General features: G+C 47.6%; 15 protein-coding genes and 1 pseudogene. 10 read left to right on the forward strand and 6 right to left on the reverse strand.

The annotated features are described in order from the left end of the window. Positions 1–88 precede the first annotated feature (88 nt). Positions 89–1,168, forward strand: a complete 1,080-nt coding sequence (locus MLD56_RS14255; protein ID WP_230585036.1) for a hypothetical protein — start codon at positions 89–91, stop codon at positions 1,166–1,168. Between the two features lie 102 nt (positions 1,169–1,270). Here MLD56_RS14255 and MLD56_RS14260 read toward each other — a convergent pair whose 3' ends face one another. The 3 genes and pseudogenes from MLD56_RS14260 to MLD56_RS14270 form a co-directional block, all read right to left on the reverse strand. Further along, positions 1,271–1,708 (reverse strand): phage holin family protein, encoded by a 438-nt coding sequence (locus MLD56_RS14260; RefSeq protein ID WP_069010183.1) that lies wholly within the window; start codon positions 1,706–1,708, stop codon positions 1,271–1,273. A gap of 443 nt (positions 1,709–2,151) precedes the next feature. Next, positions 2,152–2,781, reverse strand: a pseudogene (locus MLD56_RS14265) (glycoside hydrolase family 25 protein); the annotation flags it as partial. After that, on the reverse strand, positions 2,759–3,139 hold the full coding sequence (locus MLD56_RS14270; protein WP_239645201.1) for a phage holin family protein: 381 nt from the start codon (positions 3,137–3,139) through the stop codon (positions 2,759–2,761). The pseudogene MLD56_RS14265 and the gene MLD56_RS14270, both read right to left, overlap by 23 nt. Before the next feature lie 550 nt (positions 3,140–3,689). On the opposite strand from MLD56_RS14270, the gene MLD56_RS14275 reads away from it, so the two are divergent. The 8 genes from MLD56_RS14275 (at position 3,690) to hydF (ending at position 13,163) form a co-directional block, all read left to right on the forward strand. After that, a complete protein-coding gene (locus MLD56_RS14275) occupies positions 3,690–4,115 on the forward strand; it encodes a MaoC family dehydratase (RefSeq protein WP_029517401.1) in 426 nt (141 codons plus the stop codon). 867 nt (positions 4,116–4,982) lie between these two features. After that, a complete protein-coding gene (locus MLD56_RS14280) occupies positions 4,983–5,348 on the forward strand; it encodes a hypothetical protein (RefSeq protein ID WP_013310644.1) in 366 nt (121 codons plus the stop codon). A gap of 128 nt (positions 5,349–5,476) precedes the next feature. Further along, positions 5,477–7,639 carry a formate dehydrogenase subunit alpha gene (gene fdhF, locus MLD56_RS14285; protein ID WP_029517400.1) on the forward strand — a complete coding sequence of 721 codons (2,163 nt, stop codon included), beginning with the start codon at positions 5,477–5,479 and terminating at the stop codon, positions 7,637–7,639. Continuing rightward, entirely contained in the window at positions 7,636–8,286 is a 651-nt protein-coding gene (locus MLD56_RS14290) for a 4Fe-4S dicluster domain-containing protein (protein WP_029517399.1), read from the forward strand. The genes fdhF and MLD56_RS14290 overlap by 4 nt, the downstream gene beginning before the upstream one ends. Positions 8,287–8,318: 32 nt before the next feature. Next, a complete protein-coding gene (locus MLD56_RS14295) occupies positions 8,319–9,824 on the forward strand; it encodes a [FeFe] hydrogenase, group A (RefSeq protein ID WP_241113299.1) in 1,506 nt (501 codons plus the stop codon). Positions 9,825–9,887: 63 nt separating this feature from the next. Further along, positions 9,888–10,478 (forward strand): 4Fe-4S dicluster domain-containing protein, encoded by a 591-nt coding sequence (locus MLD56_RS14300; protein WP_013310648.1) that lies wholly within the window; start codon positions 9,888–9,890, stop codon positions 10,476–10,478. Further along, the gene (locus MLD56_RS14305) at positions 10,475–11,923 is read left to right on the forward strand and encodes an aspartate ammonia-lyase (protein WP_277397971.1); all 1,449 of its coding nucleotides are present in this window, start codon (positions 10,475–10,477) and stop codon (positions 11,921–11,923) included. Before MLD56_RS14300 ends, MLD56_RS14305 begins: the two co-directional genes overlap by 4 nt. Next, positions 11,910–13,163 carry a [FeFe] hydrogenase H-cluster maturation GTPase HydF gene (gene hydF, locus MLD56_RS14310; RefSeq protein ID WP_029517396.1) on the forward strand — a complete coding sequence of 418 codons (1,254 nt, stop codon included), beginning with the start codon at positions 11,910–11,912 and terminating at the stop codon, positions 13,161–13,163. The genes MLD56_RS14305 and hydF overlap by 14 nt, the downstream gene beginning before the upstream one ends. A gap of 144 nt (positions 13,164–13,307) precedes the next feature. Here hydF and hydG read toward each other — a convergent pair whose 3' ends face one another. The 3 genes from hydG to MLD56_RS14325 all read right to left on the reverse strand — a co-directional run bounded on the left by hydG (position 13,308) and on the right by MLD56_RS14325 (position 17,695). Next, on the reverse strand, positions 13,308–14,720 hold the full coding sequence (gene hydG / locus MLD56_RS14315) for a [FeFe] hydrogenase H-cluster radical SAM maturase HydG (RefSeq protein ID WP_013310651.1): 1,413 nt from the start codon (positions 14,718–14,720) through the stop codon (positions 13,308–13,310). A 61-nt stretch (positions 14,721–14,781) separates the two neighbouring features. Then, entirely contained in the window at positions 14,782–15,822 is a 1,041-nt protein-coding gene (gene hydE / locus MLD56_RS14320) for a [FeFe] hydrogenase H-cluster radical SAM maturase HydE (protein ID WP_274385934.1), read from the reverse strand. Between the two features lie 256 nt (positions 15,823–16,078). Next, on the reverse strand, positions 16,079–17,695 hold the full coding sequence (locus tag MLD56_RS14325; RefSeq protein ID WP_029517395.1) for an alkaline phosphatase: 1,617 nt from the start codon (positions 17,693–17,695) through the stop codon (positions 16,079–16,081). A gap of 238 nt (positions 17,696–17,933) precedes the next feature. Between MLD56_RS14325 and MLD56_RS14330 the strand changes: the two genes are divergently transcribed. Next, positions 17,934–18,851 carry a LysR family transcriptional regulator gene (locus MLD56_RS14330; protein WP_029517394.1) on the forward strand — a complete coding sequence of 306 codons (918 nt, stop codon included), beginning with the start codon at positions 17,934–17,936 and terminating at the stop codon, positions 18,849–18,851. Positions 18,852–18,911: the final 60 nt, after the last annotated feature.

The raw sequence follows: 18,911 nt of genomic DNA on the forward strand, positions 1-18,911 counted from the left end.
AAAGGATAGGATCTCGCGTCCTATCCTTTCCCTTTTCGTTATCATCTTCAGTTTGATTCATCACTTATCTCAGAAAGGATGCTTCGTGTTGAGAACAAGTAGCTACAAATTTTTTAGATTCTTTATACTTTCCCTGCTCGTGCCAGCTTTATTGTCATCCTGCTCTCCCTCTTTTACCCCACCAGCAGAATCATCTGTACCCAAAAAGGCCCAATCAAATGAAAAAGTAGTGTCGGCCGGGAAAGGCCAGTATCTATCCATGACTTATACAGAGTATGTGAATGGGAAGAAATCAGATCAAGGCATGGTTATGCGAGTTATGACATACGACTTAAACAGCAAAAAATTGACCAAGCTGGCCGATGTTCCTTATACCTCTCAATACCCGCTTTCTGTAGTGTCCTTGCCTGATCACAAAATTTATTACTCTGCCGATGTTGGTGATAAGGGAGACCAATTATTTTCGTATGACTTGAATACCAAAAAAATCGAACAGCTTACCGATAATTTGTTTGCCATCAATCGTATCGTACCAACTACTCCAGATGGCCCACTCGTTCTGGTTGCGGTCAAAAAAGGAGAACGTATACTTAAAACTATTTTCTACAATAAAACAACGCACGCCATGAAATTTATGCATGATGAAAACCAAGATAATATCACTTGGTCTATAGCCTATAATTCAGAAAAAAATACAATTTACAATTCACAGTATTCGGAGAGGGAGCGAGATAAACAAGGTGACATCTCAGACCGAACACAGACCATTATGGTCCCCCCGGACAACAAGGTTACAGAAATCAATAACGTTACCAAGCAAGAGCGTTCTATCGTCACACTAAAAAAAGAGAAAATAACTTCAATGTCCAGCAGTAATGATAAGCTGCTCCTCATAACCACTCGTTTCATTAATCACGGCAATCCCGAGTATAGTCTGGTTGATATTGCAACAGGTAAACGTACCAAAATAAAGTTGCCCTTTTTATCCCGCCAATTTGTCTATATGTCCCCGGATGGCAAGGGGGTCTATTATTTGGGCAGCACTTCTCAGAAAAATCAGGCAGAAAGACGCGGCGTATATTATTATGATTTCACATCGAAAATTCAAACCCCCATTTTCATACAAGAAGAGGGTTTTATCAATAACTTCATACTGCTGAACAAGTAATCATTCTGTTGAACTATGCCAAAAAGCCGGAAAGAAGCAAGTTTACGCTATCTTTCCGGCTTTCCTTATCTGTTTAGTGTTTACTTTGTAACTATAGCCGTATTAGTCTTGCTCCGTAGCAGGCGCTTGTACTGATTCTGTTGGTTCTTGAATAGACTCAGTTGCTGTCTGAACCTGACCGGATGATACCTCTGCTGTAGCCTGAGCCAAAAAATCATTAAGCTTCGCGGCAAGACCCGATACAGCTTCCTTAGCTGCTGCCCGTGTTGCCTCCTCGTTTGGCTGTGCGTCAGTAGCGAGTGCCACTTTTGTTTTGGCCTTATACTCCAGATATGCCTTCTCAATCGCGGATTTTAACTCTACTTGGGATACTACGATACCTTGACTGGAAAGAGTAAGTGAAGCATACTGCAAAGCCTCCTGAAGCTTACGTTCTCCTCCAGCTTCTTTAAATGCTGTTTGAGCAAAAGCAAAGCCCTCCCCAGCAATTTTATGGATTATTTCCCTCTGTGCCGCCGTAGTACGCGCTTCTAGCCACACGTTAACCTTAGTTTTGAGTTTTGTTCAGACCTCCTAAAACAAACGCTGTAAGCACACCCACAGCGGCTGTGGCGATGGTATTTACGTAAGGTTGCACAGTTTCGATAATTGATTGCATGATTACTTTTCCCCTTTCGTTTTCAACGATGCGATTTTATTTTTTGAATCCCAGGACACTACTGCCCGTAAGCTTCTGCAATTGGCTTGAGTTGCACATAAGCCGTATCGTCTACAAGTTGGACAGTTTGCAGCTTGGCTCTGTTTAAATACGCTTCCTTACGGGTGTTGTCCCAGTGATAAGAAAAGCCCAATACATCTGCCAAAGACCGCAACGGTACATAAGTTCTGGAGCCATGTAGAAGTGCTCTCCCCGCTTCTTTGCCATTGACGCGGAATATGCCGGGTGTAACGGATTCTGTCTCTTGTGCAGGGACAACAGCGCCGAATCGCTTACATAGCTCGTCCGCTGTACCGTCAAACTCATTCATGTCCACGTTCCCTTTTATCCCAGCTACCTTGCCGCTGTCGCTGTATTGCCAAATATCCCAACGTTTCCATGTCACTGTGTCGCTTGGGACGCGAGTGTCACTATACCGGGCTATCCATAATGGGTAACCGCCCAATGAGGCGTTAAAATTGGCGGCAAAGGCACTACCCGTGTAAATGATTGGCTTTCGTCCTGTCAGGCGCTCCAATTCCAAAAGAAAGGCTAATGCTACAGCACTAATAAGTGTTTGGAGAGCTTGCCAGGATTGTTTTCGTAGTCCATCACCGCAGGAAGCTCCAGCGCTTTGGCACCTCCAACCTGATCCTACACATCAGCAAAATGCCGTGCATCCGCTTTCTCTGTGTCAACACTGGTGGCATCTAAAAAATGATAGGCCCCCAACAACACGCCTGCTTTCTTGGCTTTTTTTGCATTTGTAATGAATGTTGGGTCAACATAACTTGCCCCTGACTTGCTTTAATGTAGGCAAATGAAATACCGTCGGTTTAACCGCCTTCCAATCAATCTTTCCTTGATAACGGGATACGTCTATTCCTTGGGCATTACGGCTGTTTCGTCGTTGCATCCTCTTTCTCTCCTTCCTTACCACTTTTACTTTTTAAAACTTCTACGGCCTGTCGGATCACAGGCGGGATAGGAACGCCGAGTCTGCCACCATTCTCCAAAATGGACCGTAGCTCATTTTCCATATAAAAATAGGCGACCGCATCTCGGAATAGGTGCGAATCGCCTAAGACTCCATCAATTAGATGGGATACTGCTACCATTGCAAAAATAAATACCTTTCGAGCTATACCGATAAGACCAATCTTGCTTTTTAAACCTGGTCCGGTACCCTTCTTACCTTCTACGGCAGCGGCAAATAATCCGGTCACATAATCAATAATGACCAGGCAAGTAACACCCCCAATACTCCCGACCACCCACCATAAAAATACGTCACATCGCTGCTTCCTAAAGCAGTACAGAACTTAAAAACTCCCACTTATCCAACCTTCTTCCCCCGTCTCTCCGTTCAGGAAACTTTTCCTGAGCTATCATCATTTGCTTTTTGATTCTTTTCCTCTTGGGCCTGTATCTCTGCTAATGCATTTCCTACCGCAATATCCAAACCTATAAGAATTTCTTTCCGGCGTGCTGGCTGTGAAGCAATTACAGCAAAATAACCTCAGTCAATTCTTGAACCGATCTGGTTAGATCCAGTAGTATATCCAATGTGGATTTTATCTTTGCCATGTATTTCGTCACCTCCTCAAGACGCAAAATAAGCCCCTGAATTATCAGTGGCTTTTCATACTTGTATCTTAAATTAATTTGCTGCTATAACGCTACGAGTTTTAAAGGGAAATATTGTTCAGTGAATATAAATTTGTAGACGGACAATACGTCATTAAGCTAACGGACAGTTTAACTTGATTGGTGATATTATGCTACTCTATAAATAAGCAAATAATTTAATCAAGAGGTGTAATAATGCGGTTTCATGAATTTTATATCGGACAAGTATTTAAAACCAAGTCTTTGAAATTAACTCAAGAGGATATTACCAGATTTGCAAGGGAGTTTGACCCGCAATATATGCATTTAGATGAAGAGAAAGCATTAAAAGGCAGGTTTAATGGAATTATCGCTTCAGGAATTCAAACATTAGCTGTTTCTTTTAAGCTTTGGGTTGAAACAGGGAGTTACGGTGATGAGGTTATTGCTGGAACTGCTATGAATAATATTAAATTTATTAAGCCAGTATATCCAGGCGACGAATTGTACACCATCGTTGAAGTGATTGGAGTAAAAGAGATGAGGAATGGAACAGGACTCGTTACTGTAATGCTGTCGACTTTCAACCACAAAGAGGAGCAAGTTTTTGAAGGCGATTTATCCGTTCTGGTTAAACAGTAAAGTTTTATAAAATCAATTATTAAAGGTTTGAAGAGGCCCATGCATTCTAGCACGGACCTCTTCTCTTTATTTATACATGGCTTGACTTGCGGCTTTATGTTCAGCCACACGTTGCAGTAATTTCTTCATTTGGCGACCTTTAAGTTGCCCTTCTACAACTGAATTTCGCATAGATTCTACATCTTGAACCCGCACTTTACCCCATGATGAAAGCGATTGTACAGTGCGATAAATTGCTTTGCTGCCACTTTATTATGGGTCTCGACTTGGAAACCAACGCTGTTCGTCGGGTGTTTGTAACAGACAATGACTTGGGCGATCTGCTTAGGATCTGTTGGTTTGTGTACAGACAAATTAGCGTTGGATTGATGATTTAGCGTACCCAGTATTCCTCTTAGCAACTAATCTTCCGGAATTCGCATAACCTGAAGATGATGTTCACGAATACCACTTCCAATCCCACACATATCATGGTAGTTGCAGAATCACGTACGATATCACCCATTTTGGATAACATATCTATATCTTCTGGTGTTCGACTAGCATTTTCGTTCAATGTAATAATAATAAATTCATCTACTGCTTTTGTATTAGAACTGTACAAGCAATGCGATAGAACGAGAAGCATCATACAAACCATAGAGGTAAAGCTGCTTCAAGAGGGGGCTAATCCATGTAAAATTTTGGTTCAGTGTAATGAATTTCACATCTTTCCGGGCCAACCTGTTCTACCATAGAAGAGTGATACGCCGTGCTGGGCAGACCACTTTGGTCGGGACGGTTACGTCTTGTTCTAAACTAGTTACACAGGCTGTCTGGCATGCGCGGCAAGTACGCCTTTATTTTGATTCGAAGCGGAGTGTCCAGATGTTGAATACCGAATTGGAATACCGTGAGCGCATCAGGAAGTTGGCCGTATGTATTGTCAAACACTACCGGGGAAAAGGACCGGACAACGTCAAGGTTTCACTGGATTCGCCGCTCCGGATTACGGTAGAAATTCGAGGTACATTGTCTAATCTGTCCGAAATCCTCGTTCATGAAGGGGCTGAGGACAAGGTCAGAGAATATTGGGACGTCCTTCGTCCCTATCTGGAAAAGGAGTTTATGAACGAAGCCGAAAAAACACTCGGCAGTCCCTTCACTTATACTTGGGAGGTCTGCCCCTCCGTCCATGGAGACGGACACATTATCATTACTCTAGAACTACAACACATACACCGGTTGGATTAGCGGGAAGGAGCCTTGTCTCCTCGCTCGCGGATAAGCCAGTACAGGATGCAGCGTAAAGCGGCATTTTTGTATTGGCTTTTTTTATGTTTCGAGTTTCATCTATTTCATATAAAAGAGGTGCTGCACTTATGGCAGACAAGGTATTGACCGTATGTCCCTACTGCGGGAGCGGTTGTCAGCTTCATTTGCTGGTGGAAAAAGGACAGGTAATTGGCGCAGAGCCGGCTGGTGGTCGTACGAATGAAGGAACGTTGTGTCTAAAAGGACACTACGGATGGGATTTTCTGAATGACCCGCAAATTCTGACTGCACGCTTGCGCAAGCCCATGATTCGCAAAAATGGAGTTATGGAGGAAGTGGAGTGGAAGGAAGCCATTCAATATACTGCCGAACGGCTGTCAGCAATTAAGGAAAAATACGGACCCGACTCCATTATGGGAACGGGCTCCGCACGTGGTCCGGGAAATGAGGCCAATTATGTCATGCAAAAGTTCATGCGGGCGGTCATTGGCACGAACAATATTGACCATTGCGCTCGTGTATGCCATGGCCCTTCTGTGGCAGGTTTGACTTACTCGCTCGGAGATGGAGCTATGTCCAACTCTATTCCTGAAATTGAACACTCTGATCTCATTTTCGTATTTGGATATAATGCACCCGAAACACATCCGATCGTCGCAAGACGCATTGTAGCTGCCAAGCAAAGAGGCGCCAAAATTATTGTATGCGATCCGCGCATGACCGAAACAGCTCGTATCTCGAATATGTGGCTACCCTTAAAGGGCGGTTCGAACATGGCTTTGGTGAACGCTTTTGGTCATGTACTTGTGCATGAAGGACTGTACGACAAACGATATGTGGAAGCAAACACAGAAGGCTTTGCCGAATATGTAGACAGCATTAAAAAATATACTCCCGAATATGCGGAAGGCATTACGGGGGTCAAGGCGGCCGATATCCGGGCGGCTATGAGGGAATATGCAAAGGCCCCTACCGCTACCATTTTGTACGGAATGGGCGTATGCCAATTTTCACAGGCCGTTGACGTAGTAAAGGGGCTCGCTTCCCTTGCACTGTTGACCGGAAATCTGGGCAAGCCGAATGTGGGTATCGGACCAGTACGGGGACAAAACAATGTACAGGGTTCCTGTGACATGGGTGCTTTACCGAATGTGTATCCTGGCTATCAGGATGTAACAGACACCACGGTTCGCAAAAAGTTTGAAAAAGCATGGGGTGTTGAGCTGCCGCGTAAAAAAGGATATCCACTTACGGAGGTACCACACCTCATCCTGAAGGAGAACAAGCTGAAAGCTTATTACATTTTCGGCGAAGACCCTGTACAAAGTGATCCGAACGCCGCCGAGTTGCGTGAAGCCCTAGACCAATTGGAATTTGTCGTGGTCCAGGATATTTTCATGAACAAAACAGCGCTGCATGCCGATGTCATCCTCCCTTCTACTGCTTGGGGCGAGCATGACGGTGTATATTCTTCGGCAGATCGGGGCTTTCAGCGCATCCGAAAGGCCGTCGAGCCACAGGGTGATGTAAAGCCAGACTGGGCTATTATTAGCGAGGTTGCTACCGCCATGGGCTACCCTATGTCCTATGCAAACACAGAGGAAATTTGGGATGAAATGCGTAGCCTCTGCCCATTATTCTCCGGTGCCAGCTACCAAAAAATGGAGCAGCAAGGCGGCGTGCAATGGCCCTGCCCTACTGAGGATCATCCAGGTACACCGTATTTGTATAAAGGAAATCAATTTTCGACACCTAGTGGCAAAGGCAGATTATTCGCCTGCGAATGGCGTCCGCCACAAGAACAACCGGATGCAAAATACCCGCTTGTCTTGTCTACAGTCCGTGAGGTAGGCCACTACTCCGTTCGTACCATGACTGGCAATTGCCGTGCGCTGCGCCAATTGTCTGATGAGCCTGGCTTTATTCAGATTAGCCCGGAAGACGGAGCAGATCTGAATATTCTGGATGGTGAAATTGTTGCCATATCCTCCCGCCGGGGACGCATCATGGCTCGGGCACAAATCAGTGACCGTGTGCAACAAGGTGCGACCTACATGACCTATCACTGGTGGGTTGGAGCATGCAACGAGCTGACCGCTGATTTTCTCGATCCGGTATCCAAAACCCCGGAATTAAAATACTGTGCCATCCGCCTGGAACGAATCGCCGACCAAGCTCAGGCCGAACGTGATGTACATGAATCGTACCAACAGATTCGCAAACAGATGAACGTCCAGGAAGCTGTTTTGGCTGATAAGGTGACAAGATGAGCGGCACAGGGAATATGATGCACCGTCCGACTGATACCCGGTCAGCTTCGATGAGTAGAATGGGAGCAGCCGGTAGAACAAGCGCTGTTGCTTCTTCTTTTGTAGTCGCAGACGCCGGGCAGTGCATCGGCTGCAAAGCCTGTGAACTGGCGTGCTTCGCCGTTCACAGTCAGGCTAACGGTATAGGAGCTTCGGTCGGAACCGTCAGCGTTCCTGTCGTACCCAAGGTGTATGTTGTTCGTACAGGGGATACGTATGTGCCGGTGCAATGCCGGCATTGCGAAAATGCCCCCTGCGCACATGCCTGTCCGGTGCAGGCCATTCGTCAGGAGGACGGAGTCGTCATGATAGATGAGGATCGATGTATCGGCTGTACTTCCTGTGTTTTGGCCTGTCCCTTCGGGGCAATTGAGGTGTCTCCGGTCTACCGGGCCGGACACCTTGTGACGCAGTCCGGCCTGACTCACCGGGCAAATCGAGTGGCCCTTCCCCGCACCGCGGCAAGCAAATGCGATCTGTGCGCGGAAACAGAGAACGGACAGCCTGCATGTGTAGATGCCTGCCCGAATCATGTCCTACGGCTGGCCAAGGGTATATCCGACTCGCCTCCAGAGCCTCGGCGGGAAGTCTTTTTCCCACGCCTGTAAGGTCAAAATCAGCCGCAGAAAGGTAGAAAAACATGTCAACCACTATAGACAAGATCTCTTCACCTCCTTGTATGAAGACGACTGATTACACAGACCCTGTCATTCATATTGACCCGACGCTCTGCACGGGATGCAGACGCTGTGCTGAGGTTTGTCCAGTAGATGCCATAGAGGGACTGCCTGGAGAACCGCAAACCATTAATGCAGACCGATGTGTTATTTGCGGTCAATGTGTACAAATATGCAGCGTATACGCATCTGACTGGGCAGGTTCATCTCCACAGGAAAGCGCCGCTAGACGGCTGGAGCGTATACAAGAACGCGATATGCCTGCCGACATCAGAGAGCCGCTATTCGCTGCCTATTATAGCTACAACTTGAATAAGGTAAGCGATATGATGACCAAACCTGGACAGTTTCGGATCGTCCAATGTGCTCCGGCCATTCGTGTTTCACTCGCGGAGGAATTCGGTATGCCGTTTGGCACCTTGACGCCTGGGAAAATGGCTGCTGCTTTGCGCCGCCTTGGTTTCGACCGGGTATATGACACCAACTTTGGAGCTGACGTGACCATCATGGAGGAAGGCACGGAATTGATTCGTCGCGTGACCGAAGGCGGTCCCTTGCCTATGTTCACATCCTGCTGTCCAGCATGGGTCCGATTTGCCGAGATCGAATATCCCGATCTGCTAGACCATCTATCCAGCTGCAAATCTCCGATGCAAATGTTAGGAGCGCTTATCAAATCTTATGGCGCACAACTGGACGAAGTGGAACCTGCGAATATATACAGCGTTGCCATCATGCCATGTACTTGTAAACAATTTGAATGTGATCGTCCCGAAATGGAATCTGACGGTTACCGTGATGTAGATGAGGTACTGACCACGCGTGAACTTGCATACTGGATCAAGCAGAGCGGAATTGATTTTGCAAACCTGCCTGATGAAGAATTCGATTCACCGTTAGGGCAATATTCCGGTGCAGGCTCCATTTTTGGAGTCACTGGAGGAGTCATGGAAGCTGCCATCCGTACAGGTTACGAGCTGCTGACGAATGAAAAACTGCCGAAGCTCCAACTCGATTTTGTACGTGGTGAGGAAGGCATTCGAGTAGCTGAGGTTCAGGTAGGCAAGCTACAGCTCAAGGTAGCGGTCGTCGCCGGGCTACAGCATGCCTATCAGCTACTGGATCGTGTCCAGGCGGGCGAATGTGATTATCATTTTATTGAGGTGATGGGCTGCCCTGCCGGATGTATCAGTGGAGGGGGACAACCCAAGATCATGTTAGAAAAGCAACGAATTGAAGCTTATCGGGCACGTAAATCCTCCATTTATGGACATGATGCTGCACGCCAGGTACGAAAATCGCATGAGAACCCTCACATCATTAAACTTTATGATGAATTTCTAGGTGAGCCGCTGGGTCATGTGTCGCATCATCTTCTGCACACGACCTTCCAACAACGGGGGCCCGGCAAGCAAAGCCGCAGTAGCACTATTTCTATCAAAGGGGATACGGATTACTCCATTCATTAATACGTTAAGTTTTTTATGCTGTATACATTATATTTGTCGTTAGTTAGAGAGGAGTCGAATTGTATGAACCGTTTTGTTTTAGCTGATCCCGACCAGTGTATCGGATGTCGTACCTGTGAAATCGCATGTGTCATCGCACATTCAGCGGAGAACCCTTTTATCTCACCAGATGATGAGTTTCATTTTCACCCTCGTCTGAAGGTTATTAAATCATTTGGAGTCACTGCACCCGTTCAGTGTCGTCACTGTGAGGATGCCCCATGCGCTAACGCTTGTCCGAACGGCTCCATTACGAACGCAGATGGCTGCATTCTCATTAACAGTGAAAGCTGCATTGGCTGTAAAACCTGCATGATCGCCTGCCCTTACGGCGCGATTACCATGGTACCCGAGTATCGAAACGGGCAGCCTGTCGTTCAAGACGGACTGTACACCAATATGTCAGGCCGTTTGCAACCCAAAGAACGCATGATTGCCAGCAAATGTGATTTGTGCGAAGGTGTGGACGGCGGACCGGCCTGCATTGGTAAATGTCCAACACAAGCCCTCAAGCTGGTCGAGCCAGATCTGGTTCATGCCCGGGTTGAGGAAAAACGCGCTGCAAGTGCACGTCAGCTGCTGCATATGACACGCATTCCGGCAACAGGTCTATGACTGAAGGTTTCCCTCTACCTACAAATACGCGAACCGAGCGGGATGCGTTAGGAGAGATGGAAATTCCCGCAGACGCCTTTTACGGTATTCACACCACACGCGCGATGAACAATTTTGCGGTCAGTGGCAGGCCTGTGAACCAAAACCTGATCCACGCTCTTGTGTTGGTAAAAAAAGTAGCCGCTCAAGTGAATGGTGAGCAGAAACGGCTTCCTGTCCAACGGGCCTCTGCCATTGTATATGCTTGTGATGAAATACTCGCCGGGAGACACCAACATATGTTTACCGTGGATGCTATGCAAGGCGGCGCAGGCACCAGTACCCATATGAATGTAAATGAGGTCATTGCTAATTTGGCCATCGTACAGCTAGGAGGCAGACCAGGGCAGTATGAAATTGTACATCCGCTGGATGATGTGAACTGCTGTCAGTCTACGAATGATGTCTATCCCACAGCGCTACGAATTGCAGCGATACGGCTGCTTCGGCCTTTATGTGACACAATGTCTTCGTTACAGGATGCTTTACAACACAAAGAAACAGAATATGCCGACCTACTCAAGCTAGGCCGCACTCAGCTAATAGATGCCCTGCCCATGATGGCCGGGCAGGGCTTTGGTGCCTATGCAAAGGCTATAGCGCGCGACCGCTGGCGTCTCTATAAGGCCGAAGAGCGGCTGCGGGAAATCCCTATTGGAGGCACGGCGATTGGCACAGGTATGAACGCGCCCCGCGCTTACAGCTATCGGATGGTCGAAAAACTGGCGGATGAGACCGGCTTTGGACTGAGTCGCAGCGACCACCCGATGGATCCGATTCAAAATATGGATGTCTTTGTGGAGGTGTCCGGTCTACTCAAAGCAGCCGCCGTGAATCTGTACAAAATATCTGGCGATTTTCGCCTACTGGCCTCTGGTCCTTTCGGTGGTATTGGCGAATACACGCTGCCTCCAGTTCAGGCCGGATCCTCTATTATGCCTGGCAAGGTCAATCCGGTAATAGCTGAAATGGCAGGACTAACAGCCATGCGTGTGATAGCCGAAGATGCGGCTATCACTATGGCCGCTGCCTCGGGTCAGTTGGAGCTAAACGCATTCCTGCCGCTGATTGCCGAATCGTTGCTGGAATCGCTACATATTCTGAACAGAGCGGTTCGACTATTCGAAGAACGATGTGTGCGTGGCCTGATCGTGCGTGAAGAACGCTGTATTACAAATCTACGTAACTCAGCCGTGATGGCTTCTGCGCTGGTCGCGGAGCTTGGCTATGATGAGGCTGCCTCCATTGCATCGACGGCCATTGTGCAAGGTCGCACACCAGAGGATATTGCAGAAGATCGCGGCCTACTGACCCGTTCGCGGATTGACCAATTATGCCATCCCTATACAGTAACCAAGCCCGGAATTCCGGGGCAGGAAGAAGGAACTCACCATGGGAATGAATGATACCCCTCGTAGCAACCGACCACATATCGTCCTGCTTGGTCGCCGTAACGCAGGCAAATCCAGCATTCTGAACACCCTGACTGGTCAGCCCGTCGCTGTGGTATCTCCTGTAGGAGGAACGACCACGGACCCCGTTTTCAAACCGATGGAGCTGCTCCCAGCGGGTCCCATTGTTTTGGTGGATACCGCCGGACTGGACGATGAGGGTGAGATCGGAGAGCTGCGCCGCAACAAAACGCTAGAAATACTTAATAGTACAGACTTGGCTCTTCTCGTTATCGACGCCACCGTTGGAGTCGGATTATTCGAGCATGAGCTACTCGAAAAGCTCCGTATCAAAAAGATTCCTGTTATTGGGGTATTGAATAAGATAGATACCCTTACAGAATCAGATAAAACGGCTACAAAACTGGCAACTGAACTGGATCTCACCTTGATTCCTTTCAGTGCATCTTTGCTCCGGGGAGACACGGAACTGAAAAAGGCTATCACGAATACACTCCCCCAAAACGAGGATCGTTTTCGTATCGTCGGTGACCTGTTGTCACCCGGCGATGTTGTTGTGCTGGTCGTTCCCATTGACAAAGCTGCACCAAAAGGCCGATTGATCCTGCCACAACAGCAAACAATCCGCGATACACTAGAGAGTGATGCCATCGCCGTAGTGACCAAAGAACATGAACTACGATTGACACTGGAGAGATTGGGACGCAAGCCTCGCTTGGTCATTACCGATTCACAGGTTTTTATGAAAGTAGCGGCTGACACGCCCAAAGATGTGCCTCTCACCTCTTTTTCCATCCTGTTTGCCCGTCATAAAGGCGATCTGGACGAACTGGTACGAGGTGCAAGAGCCATTGATCGCCTCAAAGATGGAGACCGTGTACTTATTGCCGAAGCCTGCACTCACCAATGCCAATCTGACGATATTGGTCGAGTGAAAATTCCCCGCTGGCTCCGCCAAACGATAGGCAAACGTCTCATCATCGAGCATGCATCCGGCTCCAGCTTCCCTGATGATCTGAGCGAATATGCACTGGTTATTCATTGCGGTGCATGCATGCTCAATCGGCGTACGATGCTTCATCGAATGTCGGAAACGAAAGCTGCCGGCGTGCCGATTGTGAACTATGGTGTTTTCATCGCTTATGTACAGGGGGTCTTTCCCCGTGCTATTGAATGCTTCCCATCTGCTATGCTGGCATGGGAGCAAGCTGTAGAGGCCGGCAGTTATTCCTAAAAGTCCTCATCTCGGTATTCATATTTTTTTCCAGACACACAAAAGCAGTCGCGCTGATTTCAACGCGACTGCTTTTTATTTTCAAGTTCATTATAAATCATGAGATTTCATAGCGTGAAATGATACTACGAATAATATAAATTGCTAAAAATACAAATCGCGTTCGCCTGCTTCCAGTCGTTCAAGTCTGTCAAGCGTCAAACGGCGCGTCGATTCACGTGGTATACGCTCCAGATTTTCTCGCAGAGCGGCAGCTCCCAGTTCACGTGCCTCCTCATCCCCATAATCCAGCAGATATTCTTGGAAGGTCAGCAGCGAATTCGGCTGGCATACATTATGAATTTGTCCTGATTTGGCAAGCTCCATGAAACGATCTCCAGTTCGCCCCTCACGGTAGCAAGCTGTGCAGTAGCTCGGCATATATCCGCCACGGCACAGACTTTTAATAATTTCCGATGGTGAGCGATGATCCCCCACCTCAAATTGAGGCTTATCATCAGTTTCCTGTTTTGCATATGCCCCTACGCCTGTAGCTGAACCTGCACTAATCTGCGACACGCCTAGACCAATGACGCGGTCCCTATATTCCGGCTCCTCGCGCGTGGACAGGATCATTCCAGCATAAGGGACAGCCAGTCGAAGAACGGATACAATTTTCATAAAATCCTCATCGTTGACCAGGTACGGATATCGCTCCAGATCTACATTTTCAGCCGGACGCAATCGTGGAACTGAAACCGTATGAGGGCCACAGCCAAAGGCTTCTTCCAAGTGCTCGGCATGTTTCAGCATCGCTACGGTCTCATAGCGAAAATCATACAGACCGTACAACACACCGATCCCCACATCATCTATACCCGCACGCATGGCTCTGTCCATTGCCGTAGTGTGCCAATCAAAGTCCCGCTTTGGTCCCTGCAGGTGGAATTTACGATAGCTTTCACGATGATACGTTTCCTGAAATAAAATATACGTTCCAATGCCCACCTCTGCCAGCTTCCGATAGTCCTCTTCGGTTGTGGATGCAATATTCACATTGATCCGCCGAATGCTGCCGTTATCCACCTTGACCTCATAGATCTGGCGCAGACAATCGACGATATAGTCAATGGGACAATGAACTGGGTCTTCTCCCGCTTCCAGCACGAGTCGCTTGTGTCCCAGTTCTTGAAGCACTCTAACCTCCTCCACCAATTCCTCCGGTGTCAGACGGCTACGAGTAAAGCTGTCATTGGTATGTTTATAACCACAATATTCGCAGTTATTCACGCAGTGGTTGCTTACATATAAAGGGGCGAACAACACAATCCGGTTGCCATAAATTTGCTCTTTGACTGCCCTCGAAGATTTGAACATCTCTTCCAATAATTCAGGATCATCCACATGTAAAAGAGCCGCCGCTTCACTCGCACTCAGTCCCCGGCAGGCTCTCCCCTTTTCTAAAATTTCTAAAATACGGTGTCGATCTGTTGCCTCTTGTTTCCCCTGCTCCACTGCTGCCATAATCTCTGCTTCATTAATAAAATCCGCCGATACTTTCTCCCGTACTCCACTCACGTATACCCATCTCCTTATTTATGGTTACTGCAATGTTTCCGTCATAGCCTCACAAAGTTTCCTATCTCATAAGTTGTCGTTGCACCCTCAAACTATCACCGCGCCCCATATCGACTTCAAATCCCGCTCCACGAATCCGCAGTTCCAGGCAATGACGACATTGGGCAGACTCATCTCCCAAACATATTTTATTCTCATAAATCGCATACTTAGGCCTCACCGCCAGTGGCGACAAATTGGGCATCACCACATTTGCCCCTGCCTGAAGCGCCTTCTCCCTGCCTTGGGGATGAATCGTTCCCATTGCCGTGGACGCCGGAATAAGTGCATCTGGAACAACCAGTCGGGATAACGAAATAATATCGAGAGCTTTTTCCATGCTCCCCTGACTGGCATCCCGAAGCGGCGTGTTGCTATGCGGTAAAAAAGGACCAATCCCGATCATATCTGGTGACAGGCTATGCAGATAGACCAAATCGTCTGCTAATTCACTATTTGTTTGTCCTGGTAACCCCACCATACATCCGGCCCCGATCTGAAAGCCGATTCGTTGCAAAGCCAGCAGACGGCTGCGCCTGCTTTCCATCGTCATCGTCGGATGCAGCTTGGCGTACAAACGGGGGGAAGCTGTCTCATGCCGCAGCAAAAAACGGTCCGCGCCCGCCTCGTATAATTGCTCATAAGTTTCATCATCTCGTTCACCGATGGACAGTGTGACTGCCACATCCGCGAAACGGCTTTTAATTTCTCGAATCAATTTCGTCAGCCGGGCTGCTGTAAACCAGTAATCTTCCCCACTTTGCAGCACAAAGGTCCGATAGCCGAGTTCATAGCCCTCCGCACAACAGGCCAGAATTTCTTCCGGCTGCAAACGGTAACGATCTGCCTGTTTATTCGAAGCACGCAGCCCACAGTACATGCAGTCCTGACGACATATACTGGAGAATTCAATTAATCCCCGTAAAAAAACACCTTTGCCATAGCGCTCCAATTTGGTGCGAGCTGCCAGGTGCCTCAGTTGAGCCCGTAGCGTCGGCTCATCATCCAAACGTGTCAGCAACTCCATCATTTCCGTATGCGTCCATTCCTTGCCGTCAGCCAGACGCAGTAATAATTCGTCCGTGACTCATCCCTTCTTCCCTCGTCCATCCGGACTTCGCATCATCAGCGGCTTGTACCGTACATGTATTATTCTAGCAATATCGAAGAAGATGTAACGTGACTAGTTTCACAAAAAATCCCATTTTATAAAAACCTTCTTCAACTTCCGCCTCAAAAAATACACATTTAGCTCAACACACAAAAAAGCTGTCTCTTCCTCTAATGGAAGAAACAGCCCTTGTCGATGATTCTGCATATTACTGAATCAAATCAATTGCCTGCTGGGGTACAAAATAATCAACACCGTTAAATACAACTACACCGTTGAGCGTGGTATTTTTACCATTCAGCATAGCAATATTTTTGTATACCGGAAGCTCCAGCTTGTTACTGCCTTTGGTCACTGTAATGACTTTCGTATCCGCAGTAAACTTGGCTCCTTTAGCTTCAAAAGCGGCTTTTGCAGGAACAAAAAGCTGCTTGCTGACTGTATCCAAGTCCAGTCCAAGTACACGTGTCATATACTTATTTACATCCGTATTGTCGATTACACCGGATGGACGGTCTCCGTTCGGCGCGTACGTGTACAACACGACATCGCCTCCTGTATGTCCGCCTGTAGTCCAGCCAATATTCGCACGTTTGCTAATGATCGGTCCGACAGCATAGTTCATGCTGCCTTCTTTGGCATCTTTAATGGTTTTCACTTCTTCGTCTGTCAAATCGGTGATGCCAAAATACGTGGAAAGCACCTCTTTAATATTGCTGCGATCTGCATTCAGCTTGGCTTCCAAGCCTTCACCCGTCAGCTTCGCTTTTTTCAGCGGGTCTATAAAAGCAGCTAAAGGCGTTTTGTCATAATTGCTAGTTGTATCGCTGCTACCAATCGTCAATCCACCGTTTCCGTGGTCTGTCACTGCTACGACGACAGTATTTTGGTTTTGTTTGGCGTAATCCACAGCCACTTTCACCGCATCGTCAAATGAAAGCACGTCACTAATAATTCCGGTTGGATCATTTGCATGGGCGGCCCAATCCACTTTACTGCCTTCTACCATTAAGAAGAAGCCTTTATCGTTTTTGGACAACACATCAATGGCTTTCGATGTCATTTCCGCCAGACTAGGTTCCTTGGATGCATCGCGATCCAGGTTATACGCAAGGGCTTCGGGAGAAAAGCTGCCCCAGAGCTTGCTGGAGGTCGATTTTTTCAACCCTTCAGGTGTCGTGACAAAGTCATAACCCTGGTCTTTAATTTGGGCTACCAAATCTTGGCCATCTTTACGCCCTGCTGCCTCCAAAAACTTGCCGCCTCCACCTAACACTACGTCAACCCCGTTGTAGGCTTGCTGCATGCTGAGTGCATCATAATTTTTACGATCAGGATAATGTGCGGTAAAATCAGCTGGTGTCGCATGCATAATCTCGGAAGTCGCAATAATTCCGGTCGATTTTCCTGCCAGCTTGGAAGCCTCAAGAATGGAAGCTACAGGCTTTTTGGCGTCACCCCCTGCAATGGGTTGTTGTCCAGGCATTGTCGCCTCATCAGGAAGGACACCCACATACCCAGTATGAGATTTATGTCCTGTGGCAAAAGCAGTACCCGCTGGAGCAGAATCGGCAATTGGAGCATCCGCAGAATGCGTACGCACCATGCCGCTTGCCATGCTGTCTAACGTTAAGGAGGATCCTTTGTACCATCTAGCCAGTGCAGTGGCGTCATTAGCCATACCGTCTGGAATCAAAATAATTACGTTTTTAATCGACCTGTCCTTTTCGACTGCCATCGCCGTCCCACCGCTTACTGCTAGCATCATCGTCGCTACGAGTGCAGCCACCGATTTTTTCGTATGTAGCCCCCAACCTTTTAGCATTCATTTTCCTCCCAGACCTTTTTTGTACAACCAGAACTAAGATTAATTATGTTTTATCAGGAGAATGTTAAAGGAATTCATTATCTATATTAAAAGATGATATTTGTGACAAAACGCTTCATCTATATAATACTTGTGACACATGAGATTCGTCAGGACTGGGCATTTAATTTTATTATTGTATAATCAGTCTATGATGTAATAGGAAAAGTTTATAAGATAAGGAGCATGAAATTCGATGGAATTCAGACAGCTTCAGTACACCCTGCAAATTGCAGCGGAAAAAAACTTCTCACGCGCAGCAGAAAAACTGCATATTGCTCAGCCTTCTTTGAGCCAACAATTGTCCAAACTTGAAAAAGAACTTGGGGTACTTTTATTTCAACGCAACACCAGCACGGTGGAATTAACACATGCAGGAGCAAGCTTTGTAGAAAAGGCAAAAAAAATAGTTGATGCAGTCGAGCAGCTCCGGCAGGAAATGGACGATATTTCTCAGCTGCGAAAAGGGAAGGTCGTCGTTGGCAGTATGCCTATCACAGGCTCCCATTTGCTGCCGCATGTGCTGCCTGTATTCAAGAGGGCTCATCCAGACATTGAAATCGTGTTAGTCGAAGATTCATCCATGAATCTGGAGAAAAAAACGGCAAGTGGCGATACAGATCTCAGCCTGCTCTCTCTTCCCTTAGTAGAACCTACACTTTCTTATGTACCCATCGGTGAAGAATGGATTGATCTCGCTGTTCCTCCGGGTCATCCCCTAGCCCTGCGTAAAAATGGTACCCAGCCGCTGCCAGTGCATATGGAAGAACTGAAAGACGAGCCTTTTGTCGTCCTGAAAAAAGGGCAAGGCTTTCGCAAGCTGACGATGGATCTATGTCATCAAGCAGGCTTTGAACCCAATGTGGTGTTTGAAAGCACTAATATGGAGACCCTTCAATCGCTCGTAGCGACAGGTATGGGCGTGACACTCGTCCCACGTTTTATCGCACGGGCCGCCAGTAGCGAGTTTGTTCCAGCATTGCTGCCACTCGCCGAACCTACTCCCAGCCGTACCCTGGCCATTGCTTACCGGAACGGACGTTATTTGTCTAAAGCTGCCGAAGCTTTTATTGATACCTTCCGAGAAACGGTCGAGCAACTTTCTCAAAAGTAGCCTCGAACGTGAAAAGGACCGTCTTCCTCCCCAGCCCAAGCCAGAGAGGAAGACGGTCCT

Origin of the sequence: Paenibacillus peoriae (assembly GCF_022531965.1) — a bacterium.
Taxonomy (GTDB): Bacteria; Bacillota; Bacilli; order Paenibacillales; family Paenibacillaceae; genus Paenibacillus; species Paenibacillus polymyxa_D.